The sequence below is a fragment of the Streptomyces sp. NPDC008150 genome, assembly GCF_042956945.1.
In the GTDB taxonomy this organism is placed as follows: Bacteria; Actinomycetota; Actinomycetes; order Streptomycetales; family Streptomycetaceae; genus Streptomyces.
In genome coordinates, this window is the sequence record NZ_JBIBHJ010000008.1 from 106,610 (window position 1) to 127,864 (window position 21,255).

The window sequence follows — 21,255 nt, forward strand, 5'->3', positions numbered from 1 at the left end:
GTCACGCCCCTGTGAGCTTTGCGAACTTCGCCTCGTACGCCGTCTCTTCCTTCTCGCTCAGCGAGCGGAAGGCGTGCGACTTCGCGGCCATGGCCTTGTCGGGAATGATCAGCGGGTTGTTCGCCGCGTCCTTGTCGATCTTCGCGAGGTAGGGCTTCACCCCGTCGACGGGACACACGTAGTTGATGTACGCGGCGAGTTCCGCGGCCGGCTCGGGCTCGTAGTAGTAGTCCATGAGCCGTTCGGCGTTCGTCTTGTGACGCGCCTTGTTGGGCACCAGCATGTTGTCGGTCGACGTCATGTATCCGCTGTCGGGGATGACGAAGTCGACGTCCGGGCTGTCGTTCTTGAGCTGCACCACGTCACCGGCCCACGCGATACAGGCCGCGAAGTCGCCCTTGGTGAGGTCGGACGTGTAGTCGTTGCCGGTGAAGCGGCGTATCTGGCCGCTGTCGACGCCCTTCTGGATCCGGGCGATCACCTTGTCGTAGTCGTCGTCGGTGAACTTCGCCGGGTCCAGGCCCATGTCGAGCATCGTCATGCCGATGCTGTCGCGCATCTCGGAGAGGAAACCGACGCGCCCCTTGAGCTTGGGGTTGTCGAGCAGGTCGGAGATCGACTTCACCTCGACGCCGTCCAGTGCCTTCTTGTTGTAGGCGATGACGGTCGAGATGCCCTGCCACGGATAGGAGTAGGCGCGGCCGGGGTCCCAGTCGGGGTTGCGGAACTGGGCGGACAGGTTGGTGTACGCGTGCGGCAGGTTCGCCGGGTCGAGCTTCTGCACCCAGCCGAGGCGGATCAGCCGCGCGGCCAGCCAGTCGGTCAGCACGATGATGTCGCGGCCGGTGTCCTGGCCCGCGGCGAGCTGCGGCTTGATCTTGCCGAAGAACTCGTTGTTGTCGTTGATGTCCTCGGTGTACGTGACCTTGATGCCGGTCCGCCTGGTGAACGCGTCCAGCGTCGGGTGCTTCTTGCCGCTGTCGTCGACGTCGATGTACTCGGTCCAGTTGGAGAAGTCGATCTCCTTCTCCTTGGCCGAGTGGTCCTCCGCGGAGACACCGCCCTGGGTCTTGCCGGCCGCGGGGATGCCGCAGGCGCTCAGGCCCGCGACGCCGCCCAGCGCGAGCGCGCCGCCCGCCGAGGCGCGCAGCAGCGAGCGCCGGGTGAGGGAGGCCCTGCCGCTTCGGAAACTGCGGCGGATCGCCGCCAGTTGGACCGGACTCAGGCGGTCTGGTTCGTAACTCTCCATGCGCGTGGTGCCCTTTCGGAAGGGTTGGCCCCGGTCACGGGCCTCGTCGCTATCGGTCCCCGAAGATCGTGCGGTGCCAGTCCTTCCGGGCAACCGCGGTGTTGTCGAACATGACGTGCTTGACCTGCGTGTACTCCTCGAACGAGTACGTGGACATGTCCTTGCCGAAGCCGGACGCCTTGTAGCCGCCGTGGGGCATCTCGCTGATGATCGGAATGTGGTCGTTGACCCACACGCAGCCCGCCTTGATCTCGCGGGTGGCCCGGTTCGCCCGGTAGACGTCCCGGCTCCACGCCGACGCGGCGAGCCCGTAGGGGGTGTCGTTCGCGAGCCGGATGCCTTCGTCGTCACTGTCGAAGGGCAGCACCACGAGCACGGGTCCGAAGATCTCGGACTGGACGATCTCGCTGTCCTGCGCGGCGTCCGCGATGAGGGTGGGGCGATAGTACGCGCCGTCCCTGAGCGCGCCGCCGGGGATCTCGCCGCCGGTCACGACGCGCGCGTAGCCGCGCGCCCGCTCGACGAAGCCGGCGACCCGGTCGCGCTGCGCGTGCGAGATCAGCGGCCCGAGGTCGGTGTCCGGGCCGAACGGGTCGCCCAGCCGTACGCCCGCCATGAGTTCGGCGGTACGGGCGACGAACTCGTCGTAGAGCGGACGCTGCACGTACGCGCGCGTGGCGGCCGTGCAGTCCTGGCCGGTGTTGATGAGCGCGCCCGCGACCGCGCCGTTGGCGGCGGCCTCCAGGTCCGCGTCGTCGAACACCACGAACGGGGCCTTGCCGCCGAGTTCGAGGTGGAGCCGCTTGACGGTGGCGGTCGCGATCTCGGCGACCCGGCGGCCCACCGCGGTGGACCCGGTGAACGACGTCATCGCCACGTCCGGGTGCCCCACCAGATGCTCGCCGGCGACGCGGCCGGTTCCCGTGACGATGTTGATCACGCCGTCGGGCAGCCCGGCCGCCGTCGCCGCCTCGGCGAACAGGACGGAGGTCAGCGGGGTCAGCTCGGCCGGCTTCAGGACGATCGTGTTGCCCGCGGCGATCGCCGGGAGGATCTTCCAGGCGGCCATCTGCAACGGGTAGTTCCAGGGCGCGATCGAGCCGACCACCCCGATCGGCTCGCGCCGCACGTACGAGGTGTGGTCGCCGGAGTACTCGCCCGCGGACTGCCCCGCCAGGTGCCGGGCCGCGCCCGCGAAGAACGCGGTGTTGTCGATCGTGCCGGGCACGTCGAACCCGCGGCTCAGCTTGAGCGGCTTGCCGCACTGGAGCGACTCGGCCTGCGCCAGGTCCTCCGCGACCTCGGCGAGACGCGCGGCGAACGCGTGCAGCGCGTCGGAACGCTCGCCGGGCGTGGCTCCGCCCCAGCCGGGGAACGCCGCGCGGGCGGCGGCGACCGCCGCGTCCACGTCGTCGGTGCCGGCCAGTTCGTAGGTGAGGACGTCCTCGCCGGTGGCCGGGTCGACCACGGAGTGCGTCTGTCCCGACGTGCCCTGCGCCGTCCGGCCCGCGATGTACTGCACGCCCCCGGCGAAACGGTCCCTCACGAGGTATCGCCCCTCCCCGGCAGAACGGTCCTTCGCGGGGGGACGACCGGATACGGTCTCCGGCTCGTCCGGGGTGGAACTGCCCGGGTTGTGCATGTCGCTCTCCTCCGCCGTCCTTGCGCACGTCGGCGCGGGGTCGGCGTAGCTCCAGCTCGATTTGAGTGCCGATCCTGACAGAGCCATGGGTCGCCAACAAGTGATTCCGTTGTTGCCTTTTGGTTACGCGACGGAATCTGTCGACCAGGTGTCGAGTCGTCCGGTAAAAGGACGGACGGTCTGTCCGTGGTTCCTGCCAGACTCGCGTGCATGGCGAAGATCGACTCCCGGGAGTCCCTGGTCAGCGAGGTCCGCGCGGGCACGAAGGTGAAGTACCTGATGTTCTGGGGACACCGCCCGCGACCGGACGGGACCGTCGGCGCGAGCTGCCTGAGTCAGTGGTGGCCCTCGCCGTTCACGGTCGACGGCGTCACGTACGCGACGGCCGAGCACTGGATGATGGCCGGCAAGGCGCGGCTGTTCGGCGACGCGGAGGCGGAGCGGCGGGTCCTGGCGGCGGGCCACCCGTCCGTGGCGAAGAAGGCGGGGCGGCTGGTGCGCGGCTTCGACGAGACGGTGTGGCGGCGGGAGCGGTCCCGGATCGTCGCGGAGGGCAGCGTGCACAAGTTCGCCGCCGACCCGGAGCTGCGCGCGTTCCTGCTGGGCACGGGCGAGCGGGTCCTGGTGGAGGCGAGCCCGCTGGACCGGGTGTGGGGCATCGGCCTGGCCGCGACGGACGAGGCCGCGGCCGACCCCGAACGCTGGCGCGGCGAGAACCTGCTGGGCTTCGCGCTGATGACGGCACGGGAGCGGCTGGCGGAGGGATGAGGATCCCGCGCGGCGGGGACGAGGTCTGCTCCGTTCCGGGCGACGGCCGCGGCCCGCCCGCGCGGCCGCCGCGCACGGCTCACGCCAGGGCCACCACCCCTGTGCCGCGGGCGAGTTGAACGGAACACGGCTCGGCCCGCCGTACGACGGGCCCCGGCGGGGCGTCACCTACGATCTCCGCAGCGGGACGGCGGAGGCGGCAGGGGCAGGGGGCGGCGGCATGGGCGGACGTGGGTGGTTCCGGTGGCGGCGGGACGGTGGACCTGCCCTGTTCGACGAGGACATCACCGCCTTCGGCGAGGAACTGGCCCGGTACGAGTTCGTGCTGACCGGACAGGACTCCGACCGCCTCGCGCTGGCCGACTACGAGCGCGCCCTGGAGGCGTACGAGGCGGCGAAGCGGCTCGTCGCGGGCGGCCGGGACCGGGCGGACGCCGCCGCCGACGTGGAGCGCGCCCTGGCCGACGGACGCCACGCGCTTGCCCTCGCGCGGGCGCGGGCCGCCGGTGAACCGCTGCCGGCACCGCGGCCCCCGTGCTTCTTCGACGCGCGCCACGGCCCCTCCGTCACCGATGTCCACTGGGCGCCGCCCGAGGGGACGCCACGGCTCGTCGCCGTGTGCGCAGCCGACGCCGTACGGCTCGCGGAGGGGCGGGGGCCACTGCTCACCGGACGGGTCTCCCCCGCCCCGACCCCCGCCGCCGGGGCGGGGGTCCGGGCCCGGCGCGCGGAGCCGCGGCCGACGCGGACGGCTCCCGTACCGGCGGGACAGGGGGCCGGGTGGCGGCCCTACCGCACCTGGCCGCCCGGGACCGACGCCGGACAGCGGGCCGAGGGGCGCGGGGACAAGGACGTACGTCTCGCGCGGCCGGAGCCGGAGCGCGCGGTGATCCTGGTGGTCAGACTGTCGGGCGCCGGTTCCGCCACGCTCCCGGAGCGGTACGGGGCACAGGTGCTCGGGCGCGGCGGCTCGCCGCGGCGGGCGGTCGTGCCGCTGCCGCCGAGCGAGGTCGACTCGGTCCGGGTCAGGGTCGAGACGGACGGGGGGTGGCACATGTGGCTCCAGCCGCTCGGGCCCGGCGACCACGTGCCGGTGCTGACCGACGGGACGGACAGCGGATCGGACGGCGGGGCGGGCGGCGGATCGGCGAGGCTGCGGTCCCGGGGGCCGTACCTGTTCCGGTACGCGGGCGGCCCGGTCACCGTGCGGGCGGGACAGCGCGGCGGCGGGGCACTGCGGTTCGACGCGCTCCCCGAGACGCTGGACTCGGAACGGCGGCTGCTCGACGGCAGGGGCACGTGCGAGGGTGAGTTCCGGGTGGACGGGCCGACGCTGGTCCGCGTCTGGTCGGAGGCGGACTGGCACGTCGCCGTCGTCCCCGACCAGAACCTCCGGTCAGGGCCCTTTTCCCCGGTCACCACGAGCCCTGGCTGGCCCCGATCACCACGAGCGTGACGATCGCGGCCCCGATGACGAAGGCCACGGACCCGCAGATGATCCCGGCGAGCGCCTGGCCGCCGTTGGTGGCCTGACCGCGCCGGGCCTTGCGGCGCCCGAGGATGCCGAGGACGACCGCGGCGGCCCCGATGAACGGCGTGACGGGCCAGAGGCAGAAGAGGACGATCCCGACGATGCCGAGGACCATCGCGGTGACGCCCATGCCGTTGCTGGGCCCGGTCCCGGGGGCGTACCAGACCGGCTGCCCCAGCGGACCGGGCATCATCCCGGGCTGCGGGTAGCCGTAACCGGCGGGGCCCTGCTGCGGGTACTGGCCCGGGTACGGGTACTGGCCGAGGGCGGGGCCCTGTTGTCCCGGGTGGCCGGGAAGCGGCTGGGGCGCCCCCGGGTAGCCGTAGCCGTACGGCACCTGGCCCGGACCCTCGGGGCCGGTCGGCGGCGGGGGCACGGCACCGGCGGCGGGCGACGCGAAGGGGTTGCCGGGACCGGCCGCCGGGGCGGCGGACCCCGAACCCGGCGCGGGCGCCGCCCAGTTGGCGCGGGCGGCGGCATCGGCGTTCGACGCGCCGCCGTCCCCGGCCGGCGCGGCCCACGGGTCGCGCCCCTCAACAGGCGTCTCCGGCGCGGGAGTCGGCGTCGCCTCCGGCACGGAGCCGGGATACCCGGGCTCGGTCCGCGCGGGGTTGGCAACGATGTCGGGGCGGGTGGCGCCGTCGGGCGCCGGCTGCTTGCCGAGGGAGAGGGCGGCGGTCCCGTCCTCCGGGGCCGCCGCGTCGGCGGGCGGGAGATCGACCTTCGTGGGCGGCACGACCGTCGGGGGCAGCGCCCACGGCGGCGTGTCCTCGTCGTCCTCCCCCGCGGGCGCGGGCCACGCGACCGGTGCGGCGGCCGGGGGCACGGCGTCGGCGGGCGCGGCCGGCGGCGCCCACGGGCCGCGGGCGTCCCCGGCGTCCCGGGCGTCGTCGGGGCGGGCGGCGCGCGGGTCGGCGGGACCCCGGTCCCCGTGCGCCGTCCCCGCGGCTTCGCCGCCCTCCCCGGACCCCTCTGCGTGCTGCCCCGTCCCCGGCCTGTGCGTGTCGTCGGACATGCGCGGGCTCCCCCTCTGCTCGATCAACTCGATCACGCGTGCGGGTCATGCTACGACCACGTGCCCCGCCCGCCGAGGCCCGGCCTACGATGATCCCCGGGCCACGAGCCCGCCGATCAGCCGATCACCCGCGTCCCACCGCTTCCGTCCGGGACGCCGTCCCGGGGAGGACCCTTGCCCGACCACCGCACCGCACCCGACACCACCGGCGGGCGCGACCTGCACGCGTTCATCGCCTCGCTGCCCAAGGCCGAACTCCACGTGCACCACGTCGGTTCGGCCTCTCCCCGCATCGTCTCGGAACTCGCCGCCCGGCACCCGGACTCGGCGGTGCCGACCGACCCGGAGGCGCTGGCCGACTACTTCAGCTTCACGGACTTCGCGCACTTCATCCAGGTGTACCTGTCCGTCGTCGACCTGATCCGCACCCCCGAGGACGTCCGGCTGCTGACGTACGAGGTGGCGCGCGACATGGCACGCCAGCACGTGCGGTACGCGGAGCTGACCGTCACGCCGTTCTCCTCCGTCCGGCGCGGCATAGACGACCGTGCCTTCATGGACGCGATCGAGGACGCCCGCAAGGCCGCGGAGGCCGACTTCGGGACCGTGCTGCGCTGGTGCTTCGACATCCCGGGCGAGGCCGGCCTCGACGCCGCCGAGGAGACCGTGCGGCTGGCCACCGACGACCGGGTGCGGCCCGAGGGGCTCGTGTCGTTCGGGCTCGGCGGCCCCGAGATCGGCGTCCCCCGGCCGCAGTTCAAGCCGTACTTCGACCGGGCGATCGCCGCAGGCCTGCACTCCGTGCCGCACGCCGGCGAGACGACGGGACCGCAGACGGTGTGGGACGCGCTGACCGACCTGCGCGCCGAGCGCATCGGCCACGGCACGAGTTCCGCCCAGGACCCGAAGCTGCTGGCCCACCTCGCCGAGCACGGCGTCGCGCTGGAGGTGTGCCCGACGTCCAACATCGCGACACGCGCGGTGGCCCGCCTCGACGAGCACCCGATCCGGGAGTTCGTGCGGGCCGGGGTCACCGTGACCGTCAACTCCGACGACCCGCCGATGTTCGGCACCGACCTCAACAACGAGTACGCGGTGGCCGCACGGCTGCTGGACCTCGACGAGCGGGGCCTGGCCGACCTGGCGAAGAACGCGGTCCGCGCGTCCTTCCTCGACGAGGCGGGCAAGGCGCGGCTGGCGGCGGAGATCGACACGTACACCGCCGCGTGGCTCGCCCCCTGAGCCCAGCACAATGGTGCGCATGCGCACCGTTACAGCAGTGGCCCACCGCGGCGACCCCTACCGCGTCCGGGAAAACACGACCGACTCGATCCGCGCGGCGCTCGCCCTGGGCGCCGACGCGGTCGAGATCGACGTACGGCTCACCCGCGACGGCGTCCCCGTCCTGCTGCACGACGAGACGCTGGAACGGCTGTGGGGCGAGGAACGCCCCGTGCGCTCCCTGACGGCGGCCGAGGTGCGGGACCTGACGGCGGGCGGCGTCCCGACGCTCGCGGAGGCGCTGGCCGCGTCGGGCGAGGGCCGCGTGATGGTGGACCTGCCGGGCGCACCGAGCGCGCGGGCCGTGCGGCGCGTGGTGGACGTGGTGCGGGAGAACGGTGCCGGGGAGCGCGCGTACTACTGCGGCGACGCCGACACCATGCTCGGCGTCCGCGCGGCCGACCCCGGCGCGGAGATCGCCCTGACCCGCAAGACCCTCGCCCCGGTCCGGTCCGCGCTGCTGGAGGCGGTACGCCCGCGCTGGCTCAACTACCGCTTCGGCCTGGTCGACCGGGACCTCGCGACCCGCGTCCACGACTCGGGCCACCTGCTGTCCGTGTGGACCCCGGACACCCGCCGCTCGATGCGCCGTCTGATCGCCCTGGGCGTCGACTCGATCACAACGAACCGCGTGGACACACTGCGGTCGCTGCGGTAGCCGCACGGGGGCGGGAGGGCCGAGCCCGGGGGCGGGGCGCACGGACGGCACAGCGGGCGGAGCCCGCGACCAGTAAGGGGAATTCCCTACAACTCGCCTTTCCGACCAGGCGAGTTGATGAGGGAGGCGTCCGGGTGGGGTGCCCTCCCCGGTGACGATCCCCGGCGGCCGATCACGCGCCCAGGATGGTCCGGCGGCACCTCGCCGCGGACACACCGGCGGACCGGCCGAACAGCGGACCGGCAGCCGGCGACCCACAGGAGCTCCCGTGCCCCGCCACACCCGTCGCGCGACCGTCCTCGCGGCCTCCCTCGTCCTGGCCCTGACCACGGGGGCCGCGGCGGCCCCCGCCCTCGCCGCGTCGCAGGCGGCGCCCTCGCGCCCCTCCGTCGCCCCGGCCGGGACCGGCATCGACACGGCGGCCCTGCGGGAGGCCCTCGCCGGCCTCCCGGACGCCGACGCGACGGCCGCGCTGGTCCGCGTGCGCTCCGGAAGCACCTCCTGGCAGGGCAGTTCGGGTGTGCACGACCTGGCGAGCGGTCGGGCGGCCGATCCCGACGCGCGCTTCCGTGCCGGTTCCACGACGAAGGTGGTGACGGCGGCGGTCGTCCTCCAACTGGCCTCCCAGGGACGGGTGAGGCTCGACGCACCCGTGCGGCGCTATCTGCCCGGTCTGCTCGGCCCGGCGTTCCGGGCCGTGACCGTACGGCAGTTGCTCGACCACACCAGCGGCATCCAGGCGGGTGACGGCTTCGGGGACGACTTCGCGAGCCAGTACGCCCACCGCTTCGACACGATCACTCCGCGAGCCGTGGTGGCGTCGGCGGTGGCCAGGGGCCCGGAGTTCGCGCCGGGCACCGAGCAGGACTACCTGAACGTCAACTACACGGTTCTCGGGCTGCTGATCGAGAAGGTGACCGGCAACTCCTACGCCGACGAGGCGACCCGTCGGGTGCTGCGGCCGGCCGGGATGCGGGACACGTACTTCCCGGGCACCGACCCGCGCATCCGAGGCCCGCACAACCATGGCTACCAGGCGGTCCGACAGGCCGACGGCACGACGAGGTTCGTGGACGTCACGGAATGGAACCAGGCGGACCGGTGGGCGGCGGGCGACATGATCTCCACGACCGCCGACCTGGAGCGCCTGCTCACCGCCCTGTTCCGGGGACGGATCGTGCGGGGCGCGGCACTGGAGGAGATGTTCACCGTCCCGCCGGGCATCGAGGGCGCCACGTACAGCGCGGGTCTCCAGCGCTTCGAGTACGGGGGCACCGTCTACTGGATCAAGTCGGGCTCCCGGTACGGCTACAGCGTGGTCCTCGGCGGCACCCGCGACCTGAGCCGCACGCTGGTCCAGTCGGTCAACGCGACGGACGCGAAGGGCGAGGGTATGAACCCGGTGTCCGAACGCATCGTCATGGCTGCTCTCGCCCGGTAGGACGCGCGCGGGGGCGAACCGTCCCGGCCGGGCTCACAACTCCCTTGTGCGGTGGTGCCGTTGCGCACACGAAAGCCCGCGCACGGCGCCGTCGCGGATCCGCCGACCGCTCGGCTGGACCGCCGCTCACCCGGCGCTCGTGCGCCTCGGTGGCCGGCGGTCCGCGTCTCCGTGGGACCCCCCGCCCGCCGCGGTCCGAGACGGGCGGCGCTGCCCGAAGTCCCCTGTCTTCGCCCGCCGTTCACCCTGCCGTCCGCTCCGGTAGGCGGACACCGGCTAGCGTCCCGGCGTGACCGCACCGGCCCCGTGGCCCGACACCCCCGTGAGCGACACCGTGATGCTGTGCTTCGACGGGCGGGTCCTGGAGGTGTTCGGCTTCACCGACGCCTCCCGCTTCCACGTCTGGGAACGGCCCCGCATCGAGATCGGCGAAGGCCGCCGTTTCCGCCGGTTCACCATCGTCACCCGGGGCGGGCGACGGCACCCGCTCCTCTACGACGCCGAACGCCTCGCGGACCTGCGGGCGTTGGGCGAACACCTGGCACGGATCGCCGGTCAGGACCCCGGGCACCCGTAACCGAAACGTTCTTGACCTTGGACGTCCCGGCCACTTACGTTCAAGCGCTCTGGTCGCAACACGCCGACCGTACAACCCACTTCGCACCGTCCCTGGGGGGAACCATGCATTACTACACCGACGTCCTGAAGAAGTACGCGACGTTCGAGGGCCGCGCGAGACGGTCCGAGTACTGGATGTTCGCGCTCTTCCACTTCATCGTCATCGCCGTCCTGGCCGTCCTGGCCGGTGTGACGGGCGCCAAGATCTTCGCGATCCTCTACGGCCTGTACTTCCTGGCGACCCTGCTGCCGGTGATCGCCCTCACGGTGCGACGCCTGCACGACACCGGCCGCTCGGGCGGCTGGATCTTCATCGTGCTCGTGCCGTTCGTCGGCGGCATCTGGCTGTTCGTGCTCACCCTGCTCGACAGCCAGCCGGCCCCGAACCAGTACGGCCCCAGCCCCAAGGCCGTCGCCGGCCCGCAGCAGGGCTACCCGAACCCGTACCAGGCCTGACACGGCCGGCTCCCTTTCCGGGGCCCCTCGACGAGCGCTCCGGTCGGTGCACCGCACCGACCGGAGCGCTCGTCGTTTCACAGCCCCACGATCGCGTTCCACCGCTTCGCGAACGCGGAGCGCTCCTTCGACGTGACGTCGCGGGCGATCGCCAGGTGCTTGCGCATCGTGGCGTCCGGGAAGATCAGGGGGTTCGCCGCGAGGGCCGCCGTGTCCTTGTCCTTGGAGTCGGCGAGGACGTCCTGGGCGGCGGGGACGGGACACACGTAGTTGACCCAGGCGGCGAGCTCCGCGGCGATGTCGGGGCGGTAGTAGTAGTCGACGAGTTCTTCCGCGTTCTTCTTGTGCCGGGCCAGGTTGGGGATCATCAGGGAGTCCGACCACAGCTCCGCGCCCTCCTCGGGGACCACGAAGTGGATGTCGGGGTTGTCGGCCTGGAGCTGGATGACGTCGCCCGAGTAGGCCTGGCAGGCCAGGACGTCGCCGCTGACCAGGTCCTTGGTGTAGTCGTTGCCGGTGAACCGGCGTATCTGGCCCGCGCGGACGAGCTTCTCCACCTGGTCGCACACCCGGTGGAAGTCGTCGGCCGTCCACTTCGTGATGTCGACGCCGTTGCCCTGCATCAGCAGCGCGAACGCCTCGTCCATGCCGGACAGCAGCGTGACGCGCCCCTTGAGGTCCGCGGCCCACAGGTCGGAGACGCTGCGCACCTCGCGGCCCAGCCGCCTGCGGTCGTACGCGATGCCGGTGATGCCCGACTGCCACGGCACCGTGTACTTGCGGCCCCGGTCGAAGGCGGGCGAAAGCAGTTGCGGGTCAAGGTACTTGGTGATGTGGGGCTGCTTCGCGCGGTCCATCTCCTGGACCCAGCCGAGCCGCACGAAGCGGGCGCACATCCAGTCGCTGATGACGATGAGGTCGCGGCCGGTCTGCTGGTGGTTCATCAGCGCCGGGCTGATCTTGCCGAAGAACTCGTCGTTGTCGTTGATCTCCTCCGTGTAGTCCACGGTGACGCCGCTGTGCTTCTCGAAGGAGTCGAGGGTGGGGCGCTTGGACGTGTCGTCGTCGTCCGTGTCGATGTAGAGGGGCCAGTTGGCGAACACCAGCTTGTGGTCGCTGGCGGACACGTCGGCGGCGGCCCGGTCGCCGGGCTTGACGTACGCGGCGGGCACGCCGCAGCCGGCGAGGGTGCCGAGGGCCGCGGTGCCGCCGAGGGCGCGCAGCAGGGACCGGCGGGAGACAGGAGACACGGGGGACCTCTGCGACGTCTGGGGCATGCGGGCAGCATGTCGCGCCGTCCGCGGGGCGGGCAATGGACGCTGCGTCGAGCGGACCGGAGGGGACCCGCACACCTTGTCGACCTCGGAGGTTCCCGTCGTGTTAATCAGCGCGGGCGGGCGGGACGCGGGCGCCCAACACCGCGGCCCCGGACGGGAGATGTCCCGTCCGGGGCCGCGGCGACGGCACGGCGGGCGGGCTCGGCGCCCGCCCGCGCGGCTCACGCGTCCAGCGACGTCATGACGTGCTTGATGCGGGTGTAGTCCTCGAAGCCGTACGCGGAGAGGTCCTTGCCGTAGCCGGACTTCTTGAAGCCGCCGTGCGGCATCTCGGCGACCAGCGGGATGTGGGTGTTGATCCACACGCAGCCGAAGTCGAGCTTCTTGGACATCCGCATGGCGCGGGAGTGGTCCTTGGTCCACACCGAGGAGGCCAGCGCGTACTCGACGCCGTTGGCCCACTCGACGGCCTGGTCCTCGTCCGTGAAGGACTGCACGGTGATGACCGGGCCGAAGACCTCCTGCTGGATGATCTCGTCGTCCTGCTTGAGGCCCGAGACGACGGTCGCGGCGTAGAAGTAGCCCTTGTCGCCGACCCGGTGGCCGCCGGCCTCGACCTTGGCGTGGGCGGGCAGCCGCTCGACGAAGCCGGCGACCTGCTTGAGCTGGTTGGCGTTGTTGAGGGGGCCGAAGAGCACGTCCTCGTCGTCCGGCTGCCCGGTCTTCGCCTCGGCGGCGGCCTTGGCGAGGGCGGCGGTGAACTCGTCGTGGATCGACTCGTGGACCAGGACGCGGGTGGCGGCCGTACAGTCCTGGCCGGCGTTGAAGAAGCCCGCGACCGAGATGTCCTCGACGGCCTTGGCGATGTCGGTGTCCTCGAAGACGACGACGGGCGCCTTGCCGCCGAGCTCCAGGTGGACGCGCTTGAGGTCCTTGGAGGCCGACTCGGCGACCGACATGCCGGCGCGCACGGAGCCGGTGATGGACGCCATCGCCGGGGTGGGGTGCTCGACCATCGCGCGGCCGGTGTCGCGGTCGCCGCAGATGACGTTGAAGACGCCCTTGGGCAGGACCGAGCCGATGATCTCGGCGATCAGCACGGTCGAGGCGGGGGTGGTGTCGGACGGCTTGAGGACGACGGTGTTGCCCGCGGCGAGCGCCGGGGCGAACTTCCACACGGCCATCATCATCGGGTAGTTCCAGGGGGCGACCTGCGCGCAGACGCCGATCGGCTCGCGGCGCACGATGGAGGTCAGGCCCTCCATGTACTCGCCGGCGGAGCGGCCCTCCAGCATCCGGGCCGCGCCCGCGAAGAAGCGGATCTGGTCGACCATCGGCGGGATCTCCTCGGAGCGGGTGAGCCCGACGGGCTTGCCCGTGTTCTCCACCTCCGCCGCGATGAGGTCCTCGGCGCGCTCCTCGAACGCGTCAGCGATCTTCAGCAGCGCGCGCTGCCGCTCGGCGGGCGTGAGGTCGCGCCAGGCGGGGAACGCCGCCGCGGCGGCCGCCATCGCGGCGTCCACGTCGGCGGGTCCGGACAGGGGTGCGGTCGCGTACGCCTCGCCCGTCACGGGGTTGACCACCTCGGTGGTCCGTCCGTCGGCGGCGTCCCGGAACTCCCCGTCGATGTAGTTCCGTAGTGTGCGCAGCCCACGCAGCTCGGTGCTCACTGCGGCCTCCAGTCGGGTTCTGACGTCAGGATCTCGGTCCCACGGATGGGACATCCACCCTAGTCCGCCGCTCCACGTTTTCAACACCCCGGATCGCGTCATTCCTGCGAAATCCGCAAGACTCGATGCCGTAAACGACGGATTTCATCGCCAGCGCCTTGCGAAAGTGCCGGATCGTCGTGCACAGTGAGGCGTGGCCAGTCGCAGCGCAGACCTCAGGGACTCCCGGGACCTCCGCGAGTCGAGGAACGGCGGTCCTCACCTGGACTCCGTCTCCCTCGCCATCATCGAGCAGCTCCAGGAGGACGGCCGCAGACCGTACGCCGCGATAGGCAAGGCCGTCGGCCTGTCCGAGGCGGCGGTGCGCCAGCGCGTGCAGAAGCTGCTCGACCAGGGCGTGATGCAGATCGTCGCCGTGACGGACCCGCTCACCGTGGGCTTCCGCCGCCAGGCGATGGTCGGCGTCAACGTCGACGGCGACCTCGATCCGGTGGCCGGTGCGCTGGCCGCGATGTCGGAGGTCGAGTACGTGGTGATGACCGCGGGCTCGTTCGACATCCTCGCGGAGGTCGTCTGCGAGGACGACGACCACCTGCTGGACGTCATCAACAAACGCATCCGGGCGCTGCCCGGTGTGCGCTCCACCGAGAGCTTCGTCTACCTCAAGCTCAAGAAGCAGACCTACATGTGGGGAACCCGATAGCCGTGAGCACCAAGGACCTCAGCCGAACCGCGTACGACCACCTGTGGATGCACTTCACCCGCATGTCCTCGTACGAGAACGCCCCCGTCCCGACCATCGTCCGGGGTGAGGGCACCTACATCTACGACGACAAGGGCAAGCGCTACCTCGACGGTCTCGCGGGTCTGTTCGTGGTCCAGGCCGGCCACGGCCGCACGGAGCTCGCCGAGACCGCGTTCAAGCAGGCCCAGGAACTGGCCTTCTTCCCGGTGTGGTCGTACGCCCACCCGAAGGCCGTCGAACTGGCCGAGCGGCTCGCCGACTACGCGCCCGGCGACCTCAACAAGGTGTTCTTCACCACCGGCGGCGGCGAGGCCGTCGAGACCGCGTGGAAGCTCGCCAAGCAGTACTTCAAGCTGACCGGCAAGCCCGAGAAGTACAAGGTCATCTCCCGCGCGGTGGCCTACCACGGCACCCCGCAGGGCGCCCTGTCCATCACCGGCCTGCCCGCGCTGAAGGCCCCCTTCGAGCCGCTGGTGCCGGGCGCGCACAAGGTCCCGAACACCAACATCTACCGCGCGCCGCTGTTCGGCGACGACCCGGAGAAGTTCGGCCGCTGGGCCGCCGACCAGATCGAGCAGCAGATCCTGTTCGAGGGCCCCGAGACCGTCGCCGCCGTGTTCCTGGAGCCGGTGCAGAACGCGGGCGGCTGCTTCCCGCCGCCGCCCGGGTACTTCCAGCGCGTGCGCGAGATCTGCGACCAGTACGACGTGCTGCTCGTCTCCGACGAGACGATCTGCGCGTTCGGCCGCCTCGGCACGATGTTCGCCTGCGACAAGTTCGGCTACGTCCCGGACATGATCACCTGCGCCAAGGGCATGACCTCGGGCTACTCCCCGATCGGCGCGTGCGTGATCTCCGACCGCATCGCCGAGCCGTTCTACAAGGGCGACAACACCTTCCTGCACGGCTACACCTTCGGCGGCCACCCGGTCTCCGCCGCGGTCGGCATCGCCAACCTGGACCTGTTCGAGCGCGAGGGCCTCAACCAGCACGTGCTCGACAACGAGGGCGCGTTCCTGTCGACCCTCCAGAAGCTGCACGACCTGCCGATCGTCGGCGACGTCCGCGGCAACGGCTTCTTCTACGGCATCGAGCTGGTGAAGGACAAGGCCACCAAGGAGACGTTCACCGACGAGGAGACCGAGCGCGTCCTGTACGGCTTCCTCTCCAAGGCGCTCTACGACAACGGCCTGTACTGCCGTGCCGACGACCGCGGCGACCCGGTCGTCCAGCTCGCCCCGCCGCTGATCTCCAACCAGGAGACCTTCGACGAGATCGAGCAGATCCTGCGCGCCACCCTCACCGAGGCGTGGACGAAGCTGTAGCCCCCAGGGGCGCCAGACGCTCCGATCTTCCTTCTGGATGATCAACACCGGCCCCGGTGCCGCCCGTTCGAGTGAGAATGGGCGGCCCGGGGCCGCGTGCTGTCCGGCCCCGCGCCACCGAATACCTAGCGTGCCCAGTGACCGATCGGCCCTGCCTTCGTTCCCCCGCACGGGGGACTCGCGGATTCCATCCGGCATTCCGCGCGGCTGTGATCTGAACCGAGGTGTTACGCCCATGGTGGCCCCGCCGGACAACGACGTGCTCTGGGCACGCGCCCTGCACTTCCAGCACAAGGACGGCTCCCCCGCGCTCGGCGGCGTCTCGCTGGGCGTCGGGGAGGGCGAGATCCTCGCCGTGACCGGCCCGCGCGGCAGCGGCAAGACGACCCTGCTGAGCTGCCTGTCCGGGCTGCTGCCCGCACAGCGCGGCGAGGTCTGGTTCAACAGCGTGCCCGTGCACACCATGGGCACGCTGACCCGGGAGCGGCTGCGCCGCGACCGGTTCGGCTGGATCGACCCGGCCCCCGTGCTCGTCCCCGAACTGAACGCCTGGGAGAACGCCGCCCTGCCCCTCATGCTGCGCGGCACCGGCCGCCGGCGCGCCAAGGCCGCGGCCCTGGAATGGCTGGAACGCCTCGACATCGGGGACCTGGCCCGCCGCCGCCCGCACGAACTGCGCCAGGCCGACCGGCAGCGCGTCTCCATCGCCCGCGCGCTCGCCCCCGCGCCGACCGTGCTGTTCGCCGACGAGCCGACCGCGCCGCTGCACCGCGCCGACCGGCTGCACGTCCTGCGCACCCTCACCACCGCGGCCCGCTCGCACGGCATCACGGTCGTGCTCGCGACCCACGAGGCCGAGACCGCGGCGCTCGCCGACCGCACGGTGGCGCTGCTCGACGGGCGCCGGGTGCACACCGTGCACCTGCCGCCGGTCGCCGAGTCGGAAGGCCGGGCCGCGTGCTCGCTCTCCGTCTGACCCGCGGCGCCCGCCCCGCCGTGCTGCTGCGCCGGACCCTGGTGGCGCTGGCGTCCGCGGGCACCGGGTTCCTGCTGCTCTGCGTCCTCGGTCACGCCCTGATCCACCCGGAGGCCCCCGCGGGCGCGGCGCTGCGGCTCGCCTGGTGCGCGGTGCCGCTCGCCGCCACCGTCCACTTCGCGGTCGCGGTGGCCCGCACCGACCCGGCGACCCGCCCCCGCCCCGGGCTGTCCGCGGTGGGCCTGGGCCCCGGCCGTCTGATGGCGGTCTCCGCGGCGACCACCGCCCTGTCCTGCCTGGCCGGGTCGGCCCTCGCGCTGCTGCTCTTCGTCGATCTGCGCGGCGGCGTGACCGGCGCGCCGTCCGCCGGCGGGCCCGAGTTCCTCGCCACCGGTGAACCCCTGCCGCTGCCCGCCACGCTGACCCTCCTCGCCATGGTCCCGGCCGCCTCGTCACTGGCGGCGGCCCTGGTGCTGCGGCCCCGCGCGGCGGTGCGCCCGGCCCGCCGGGACGAGGCGCACACGTACGGCAGGTTCGGCGCGTACGGGCGCGCGGGGACCCGTGAGACGTTCGGCGCGTACGGACGCTTCGGCGCGCGCCTGCGCCGCGGCGACCGCCGCACCGGCGGCAGGGGCGCGAAGGGGGCGGCCGACGCCCCGGACGCGGTGAGCGCGGACGCGCCCACGACGGCGGCCGTGACGGCGGCCCCGACGGCCGCCTCCGCGAACGCCGTCGGCGTGGAGACGTTCGCCGTCCCCCGGCCGGTGCCCGACGCGTCCGCCGTCGCCGTGGCGGACGGACCGGCCGTCGCCGACGCCCTCGCCGACGCCGACGCGCTCACCGCCCCGGTGCCGCGCCCCGCGCCCGGCACCCTGCCGTGGGGCGTGGCCGTACTGGCGGCCGGCCTCGCCGTCGAGACGTACGCGAGCCGCACCGCCGCCGGGTCCGGGCTCGTCGTGCCCGGCGGTCTGTCGAGCGGCCCGGTGGGCGTGCTCGGCGGCTGGCTGATGACCGCGTTCGGCCTGGCGCTGGCGGGGCCCGGCCTCGTGCACCTGTGCGGCCGCCTGCTCCAGGCGGTGCGGCCGGGCGCCCTGCGGCTGCTGGCCGGCCGGGTGCTGATGACGGAGGCGAACCGCATCGGGCGCCCGCTGGGCGTGGTGTGCGCGGTGATCGCGGGCGGCTACGCGACGGCCGCGCTCGCGGGGGCGGGCCGGCCCTCGCTCGGCCCCCTGGTGACCCTCGGCGGGATCCTGGTGACCGGCTGCACGGTCGCCACGCTGCTGACGGCGGCCGTCGAGGCCCGCCAGGACCGGGCGGACACCACGGCCGCGCTGGTCCGGCTCGGGGCGCCGGCGACCGTTCTGCGGTGGGCGGCGGCGCTGCGCGCCGGGGTGCTGATCGCCGTGTTCGGTCCGCTGACCCTGGTGATCTCCGCCCTCGCGGCCACCCCCCTGGCCCGCTGACGGCCTCCCCGGACGGCGCGACCGCGAGACCGGCAACCGAGGGGCCCGGCACCGATGAGTTCGGCGCCGGGCCCCGGTCTCATTGTCCGACGGCACCACAGGGTGACGCGGCGACCGAGGAGGACCCCATGTCCACGTACCAGCAGATGATCTTCGTGAACCTCGCGGTGGACGACGTGGCCGCCTCGCGCGCCTTCTTCACCGCGCTCGGGTACCCGATCAACGAGCAGTTCAGCAACGACGACACCGCGAGCGTCGTCATCAGCGACACGATCGTCGTGATGCTGCTCGCCAAGAAGCGCTACGCCGACTTCACCACCAAGGACATCGCCGACTCCGTCAGCACCAGCGAGGTGCTGCTGTGCCTGAGCGCGGAGAGCCGCGACAAGGTCGACGAACTCGTCGGGAGGGCACTCGCGGCGGGCGGCACCGAGCCCCGCGAGGCCCAGGACCACGGCCAGATGTACGGCCGCGCCTTCGACGACCTCGACGGGCACACCTTCGAGGTCATGTGGATGGACCCGGCGGTCGTGCAGGGCTGAACCGGCCCCCACCGGGCCCCATCGGGCCCCAACCGCCGCTCCGCGCACGGGAGTCGGCGAGCCGGACGGGAATCCCCGCCGCCCCGCACGGGCGGGCGGGGCCACTCCCTAGCATGGGCGGATGCATCAGACACCCGCCGCCCCCGCCCCCGGACCGTCCGCGCCCGGCGCCCTCCCGGACACCCCCGCCGCGCCGGACGACCGGGAGATAGAGACCCTCGCCGAGTTCGACGCGCTCGTCGCGCGCGGGGGCACCCTGGCCCACCACCGCTTCCAGGCCGTCGACCTGACCGGCCGTACGCAGGTGCTGCTGGCCGCCGAGACCGAGGGCGCCGTCTTCCTCGGCTGCCCGATGACCCCGGAGGCCGCGGCCCGGGTGCGCGCCCGCGGCGCCCTGGTCTTCCCTCCCGTGCCGGGGCTGCCCTTCGACCCGTACCGGGGCGCGGTCTACACGCCCGACGAACTGTTCGCCGGGCTGGCCGGCGGCTACGACAGCACGCCCGACGCCCGCGCGTACGCGTGGTTCCAGCGCACGAAGGCCGACGGGGACATCTTCTCGTCGATGCTGCGCGCCGTCCACGACGACGCCGTGTCGGACGCGCTCGACGAACTCCTCGCCGGGCAACGGGTGGTGGGGGTCATGGGCGGTCACGCGATGGCGCGCGGCACGGACGCCTACGCGGGCGCGGCACGCCTGGGGCGCTCGCTGGCGCGGGCCGGGCTGACCGTCGCGACGGGCGGCGGGCCGGGCGCGATGGAGGCGGCGAACCTGGGCGCGTACGCCGCCCCGTTCCCCGACGGCATGCTCGACGAGGCGCTCCAACTCCTGGGCGGCACACCGTCGTTCGCACCGTCCGTCACCGACTGGGCGGACGCCGCGTTCGCGGTGCGGGCCGCCTGGCCGGGCGGCGGGCCCTCGGTGGGCATCCCCACCTGGTTCTACGGGCACGAGCCGCCGAACGCCTTCGCCTCGCACGTCGCGAAGTACTTCGCCAACGCGACCCGCGAGGACGGACTGCTGGCCCGGTCCACGGCGGGCGTCGTGTTCCTGCCGGGCGCGGCCGGCACCGTGCAGGAGATCTTCGACAACGCCACGCCCAATTACTACGGTTCGCGGGGAGAGCCCACCCCCATGGTGCTCGTGGACCGCGCCCACTGGACCGAGGACCTGCCGGCCTGGCCGCTGCTGCGGGCTCTCGCCCGGGATCGGGCGATGGAGTCCCGTATCGCCCTGGTCGACCGGATCGATGACGCTTCGGACGCCCTGAAACGTCTCGGGGATTAATAACCCGGCAAAGCCAACGCCCTTGCGGGGCCCACGGATTGACACACCTTACGAAACGCTTATAGACCTGTGTGTCTCTTGGGGGCGGTGAAACGGGGCAGGGGGGTCCCACTCCCGGCGCCGGGTCATCTCCCCCTCAACCCCCCTCAGTTGTGCATCCCGTGAAGGGCAAACGTGGCCATCTCCATATCCCGCAGAACCGGACGGACCCTGCGCGCGCTCGGTGTCGCCTCGGCGTCCGCCGCACTGGCGGTCGGCGTCGCGGGCCAGGCTCTCGCCTGCAACATCAGCGACTTCAAGGCCGAAGCCAAGTGCGACGGCACCAAGGGTGTCATCAGCGTCACCGACATCGACTCCTCCCGCACCGCGGCGACCGTCTCCGTGTACCTGGAGGAGAACGGCGCGGACGCGAAGCAGATCGGCAGCCAGCAGGTCACCGGCTCCAAGACCGGCACCACCATCGTCTTCGACGAGGACTGGAAGCCCGGCGCCGTCTACCGCGTCCACGTGGTGGCCGGCAAGATCGTCGACGAGGACATCAAGGGCAACGTGACCGCCCCGTCCACGTCGTGCGCGCCGGAGTCCTCGACGCCGACGCCGACCGACACCGGCACGCCGAGCGACACCGCGTCGACCCCGGCCGCCTCGGACACCCCGACCGCTCCGGCGTCGGAGGGCACCACCGCCCCGGCCGCCGCCGCGAGCAACGCGCCGTCCCCGGCCGCCGGTGAGTCCAACCTCGCCGAGACCGGCGCCAGTTCCAACACCCCGCTGATCGCGGGCATCGCGATCGCGCTCGTCGTCGTGGGCGGCGGAGCCGTCTTCTTCGGCATGCGCCGCCGCGGAGCGAGCAACTGACGCTCCGCACAACTGCGTTGCACGGCGGCCCGCCCCTCACGGGGGGCGGGCCGTCGGCGTGGGGGCGGCTGTCGCGGGGGCTGCGCGCACCGGGGGGCGGCTTCCAGCCGGGGCCCCGCCGATTTGGGGCCCCCGGGGCGCCCGGCGCGGGTGCCCCGTTGCCTGCGGGGCGTCGGGGCGTCGGGATTTCCCCGTCCACCCGCGTGGGCGCCCGCAGGGTCGGTCCGACGGTCGCGGCGCGCTTCAGTCCCGTCGGTGGTGTCGCCGCCGCCAACGGCCCGCCAGCCAAGGGCACTTGATCCCGCACACCAGCCTCCGCCACGGGCTGGAGACCAGCCGCGCACGCCTCGGCGGCACCGCGGGCCCGCCGCCGCCCCCAACGGCCCACCAAGACCCGGCACCGCCCCGGCACCGCACCCTCATAGGCACCGCAGCGCCCCCTACAGGCGCCGCAG

At 72.9% G+C, this 21,255-nt stretch carries 18 protein-coding genes and 1 pseudogene; 14 read left to right on the plus strand and 5 right to left on the minus strand.

Features of this window, described 5'->3' with window-relative positions:
- Position 1: 1 nt before the first annotated feature.
- Entirely contained in the window at positions 2 to 1,249 is a 1,248-nt protein-coding gene (locus ACFZA0_RS20855; RefSeq protein WP_391018937.1) for an extracellular solute-binding protein, read from the minus strand.
- Positions 1,250 to 1,298: 49 nt separating this feature from the next.
- Entirely contained in the window at positions 1,299 to 2,891 is a 1,593-nt protein-coding gene (locus ACFZA0_RS20860) for an aminobutyraldehyde dehydrogenase (protein WP_391018939.1), read from the minus strand.
- A gap of 210 nt (positions 2,892 to 3,101) precedes the next feature.
- Here ACFZA0_RS20860 and ACFZA0_RS20865 point away from each other — a divergent pair, with 210 nt between their 5' ends.
- Together ACFZA0_RS20865 and ACFZA0_RS20870 are read left to right on the plus strand one after the other, a co-directional pair.
- Entirely contained in the window at positions 3,102 to 3,659 is a 558-nt protein-coding gene (locus ACFZA0_RS20865) for an NADAR domain-containing protein (protein ID WP_391018942.1), read from the plus strand.
- A 220-nt stretch (positions 3,660 to 3,879) separates the two neighbouring features.
- On the plus strand, positions 3,880 to 5,115 hold the full coding sequence (locus ACFZA0_RS20870; RefSeq protein ID WP_391018944.1) for a hypothetical protein: 1,236 nt from the start codon (positions 3,880 to 3,882) through the stop codon (positions 5,113 to 5,115).
- Here ACFZA0_RS20870 and ACFZA0_RS20875 read toward each other — a convergent pair.
- Positions 5,075 to 6,205, minus strand: a complete 1,131-nt coding sequence (locus ACFZA0_RS20875) for a DUF4190 domain-containing protein (protein WP_391018947.1) — start codon at positions 6,203 to 6,205, stop codon at positions 5,075 to 5,077. The genes ACFZA0_RS20870 and ACFZA0_RS20875 overlap by 41 nt on opposite strands.
- 31 nt (positions 6,206 to 6,236) lie before the next feature.
- On the opposite strand from ACFZA0_RS20875, the pseudogene ACFZA0_RS20880 reads away from it, so the two are divergent.
- The 5 genes and pseudogenes from ACFZA0_RS20880 (at position 6,237) to ACFZA0_RS20900 (ending at position 10,659) form a co-directional block, all read left to right on the plus strand.
- Positions 6,237 to 7,447 (plus strand): annotated as a pseudogene (locus ACFZA0_RS20880) (adenosine deaminase).
- 19 nt (positions 7,448 to 7,466) lie between these two features.
- On the plus strand, positions 7,467 to 8,144 hold the full coding sequence (locus tag ACFZA0_RS20885) for a glycerophosphodiester phosphodiesterase family protein (RefSeq protein ID WP_391018949.1): 678 nt from the start codon (positions 7,467 to 7,469) through the stop codon (positions 8,142 to 8,144).
- A gap of 268 nt (positions 8,145 to 8,412) precedes the next feature.
- Positions 8,413 to 9,585 carry a serine hydrolase gene (locus ACFZA0_RS20890; RefSeq protein ID WP_391018952.1) on the plus strand — a complete coding sequence of 391 codons (1,173 nt, stop codon included), beginning with the start codon at positions 8,413 to 8,415 and terminating at the stop codon, positions 9,583 to 9,585.
- A 289-nt stretch (positions 9,586 to 9,874) separates the two neighbouring features.
- Positions 9,875 to 10,162 carry a hypothetical protein gene (locus ACFZA0_RS20895; protein WP_391018955.1) on the plus strand — a complete coding sequence of 96 codons (288 nt, stop codon included), beginning with the start codon at positions 9,875 to 9,877 and terminating at the stop codon, positions 10,160 to 10,162.
- 104 nt (positions 10,163 to 10,266) lie between these two features.
- Positions 10,267 to 10,659: a DUF805 domain-containing protein gene (locus ACFZA0_RS20900; protein WP_391018958.1), complete on the plus strand. Its 393-nt coding sequence runs from the start codon at positions 10,267 to 10,269 to the stop codon at positions 10,657 to 10,659.
- A 77-nt stretch (positions 10,660 to 10,736) separates the two neighbouring features.
- On the opposite strand, the gene ACFZA0_RS20905 is transcribed toward ACFZA0_RS20900, so the two are convergent.
- Together ACFZA0_RS20905 and ACFZA0_RS20910 are read right to left on the minus strand one after the other, a co-directional pair.
- On the minus strand, positions 10,737 to 11,936 hold the full coding sequence (locus ACFZA0_RS20905) for an extracellular solute-binding protein (protein ID WP_391018960.1): 1,200 nt from the start codon (positions 11,934 to 11,936) through the stop codon (positions 10,737 to 10,739).
- 221 nt (positions 11,937 to 12,157) lie between these two features.
- Positions 12,158 to 13,606 carry an aminobutyraldehyde dehydrogenase gene (locus ACFZA0_RS20910; protein ID WP_391018963.1) on the minus strand — a complete coding sequence of 483 codons (1,449 nt, stop codon included), beginning with the start codon at positions 13,604 to 13,606 and terminating at the stop codon, positions 12,158 to 12,160.
- Positions 13,607 to 13,799: 193 nt separating this feature from the next.
- Between ACFZA0_RS20910 and ACFZA0_RS20915 the strand changes: the two genes are divergently transcribed.
- The 7 genes from ACFZA0_RS20915 to ACFZA0_RS20945 all read left to right on the plus strand — a co-directional run bounded on the left by ACFZA0_RS20915 (position 13,800) and on the right by ACFZA0_RS20945 (position 20,800).
- Positions 13,800 to 14,309, plus strand: coding sequence for an Lrp/AsnC ligand binding domain-containing protein (locus ACFZA0_RS20915; RefSeq protein ID WP_391018966.1), 510 nt, complete (start codon positions 13,800 to 13,802; stop codon positions 14,307 to 14,309).
- Positions 14,294 to 15,676, plus strand: coding sequence for an aspartate aminotransferase family protein (locus ACFZA0_RS20920; protein ID WP_391018969.1), 1,383 nt, complete (start codon positions 14,294 to 14,296; stop codon positions 15,674 to 15,676). The genes ACFZA0_RS20915 and ACFZA0_RS20920 overlap by 16 nt, the downstream gene beginning before the upstream one ends.
- Positions 15,677 to 15,911: 235 nt before the next feature.
- On the plus strand, positions 15,912 to 16,652 hold the full coding sequence (locus ACFZA0_RS20925; protein WP_391018971.1) for an ATP-binding cassette domain-containing protein: 741 nt from the start codon (positions 15,912 to 15,914) through the stop codon (positions 16,650 to 16,652).
- Positions 16,634 to 18,115: a hypothetical protein gene (locus ACFZA0_RS20930; protein ID WP_391018974.1), complete on the plus strand. Its 1,482-nt coding sequence runs from the start codon at positions 16,634 to 16,636 to the stop codon at positions 18,113 to 18,115. The genes ACFZA0_RS20925 and ACFZA0_RS20930 overlap by 19 nt, the downstream gene beginning before the upstream one ends.
- A 128-nt stretch (positions 18,116 to 18,243) precedes the next feature.
- Complete coding sequence (locus ACFZA0_RS20935) at positions 18,244 to 18,657, plus strand: VOC family protein (RefSeq protein ID WP_391018976.1); 414 nt, start codon at positions 18,244 to 18,246, stop codon at positions 18,655 to 18,657.
- Between the two features lie 121 nt (positions 18,658 to 18,778).
- Positions 18,779 to 19,942 (plus strand): LOG family protein, encoded by a 1,164-nt coding sequence (locus ACFZA0_RS20940; protein ID WP_391018979.1) that lies wholly within the window; start codon positions 18,779 to 18,781, stop codon positions 19,940 to 19,942.
- A gap of 180 nt (positions 19,943 to 20,122) precedes the next feature.
- Complete coding sequence (locus ACFZA0_RS20945) at positions 20,123 to 20,800, plus strand: LAETG motif-containing sortase-dependent surface protein (RefSeq protein ID WP_391019467.1); 678 nt, start codon at positions 20,123 to 20,125, stop codon at positions 20,798 to 20,800.
- Positions 20,801 to 21,255: the final 455 nt, after the last annotated feature.

Excerpts from the sequence above, each read along its gene's own strand:
- ACFZA0_RS20855 (WP_391018937.1), bottom strand. The coding sequence starts at position 1,249 with ATGGAGAGTTACGAACCAGACCGCCTGAGTCCGGTCCAACTGGCGGCG.
- ACFZA0_RS20860 (WP_391018939.1), bottom strand. The coding sequence starts at position 2,891 with ATGCACAACCCGGGCAGTTCCACCCCGGACGAGCCGGAGACCGTATCC.
- ACFZA0_RS20865 (WP_391018942.1), top strand. The coding sequence starts at position 3,102 with ATGGCGAAGATCGACTCCCGGGAGTCCCTGGTCAGCGAGGTCCGCGCG.
- ACFZA0_RS20870 (WP_391018944.1), top strand. The coding sequence starts at position 3,880 with ATGGGCGGACGTGGGTGGTTCCGGTGGCGGCGGGACGGTGGACCTGCC.
- ACFZA0_RS20875 (WP_391018947.1), bottom strand. The coding sequence starts at position 6,205 with ATGTCCGACGACACGCACAGGCCGGGGACGGGGCAGCACGCAGAGGGG.
- ACFZA0_RS20885 (WP_391018949.1), top strand. The coding sequence starts at position 7,467 with ATGCGCACCGTTACAGCAGTGGCCCACCGCGGCGACCCCTACCGCGTC.
- ACFZA0_RS20900 (WP_391018958.1), top strand. The coding sequence starts at position 10,267 with ATGCATTACTACACCGACGTCCTGAAGAAGTACGCGACGTTCGAGGGC.
- ACFZA0_RS20905 (WP_391018960.1), bottom strand. The coding sequence starts at position 11,936 with ATGCCCCAGACGTCGCAGAGGTCCCCCGTGTCTCCTGTCTCCCGCCGG.
- ACFZA0_RS20925 (WP_391018971.1), top strand. The coding sequence starts at position 15,912 with ATGGTGGCCCCGCCGGACAACGACGTGCTCTGGGCACGCGCCCTGCAC.
- ACFZA0_RS20935 (WP_391018976.1), top strand. The coding sequence starts at position 18,244 with ATGTCCACGTACCAGCAGATGATCTTCGTGAACCTCGCGGTGGACGAC.
- ACFZA0_RS20940 (WP_391018979.1), top strand. The coding sequence starts at position 18,779 with ATGCATCAGACACCCGCCGCCCCCGCCCCCGGACCGTCCGCGCCCGGC.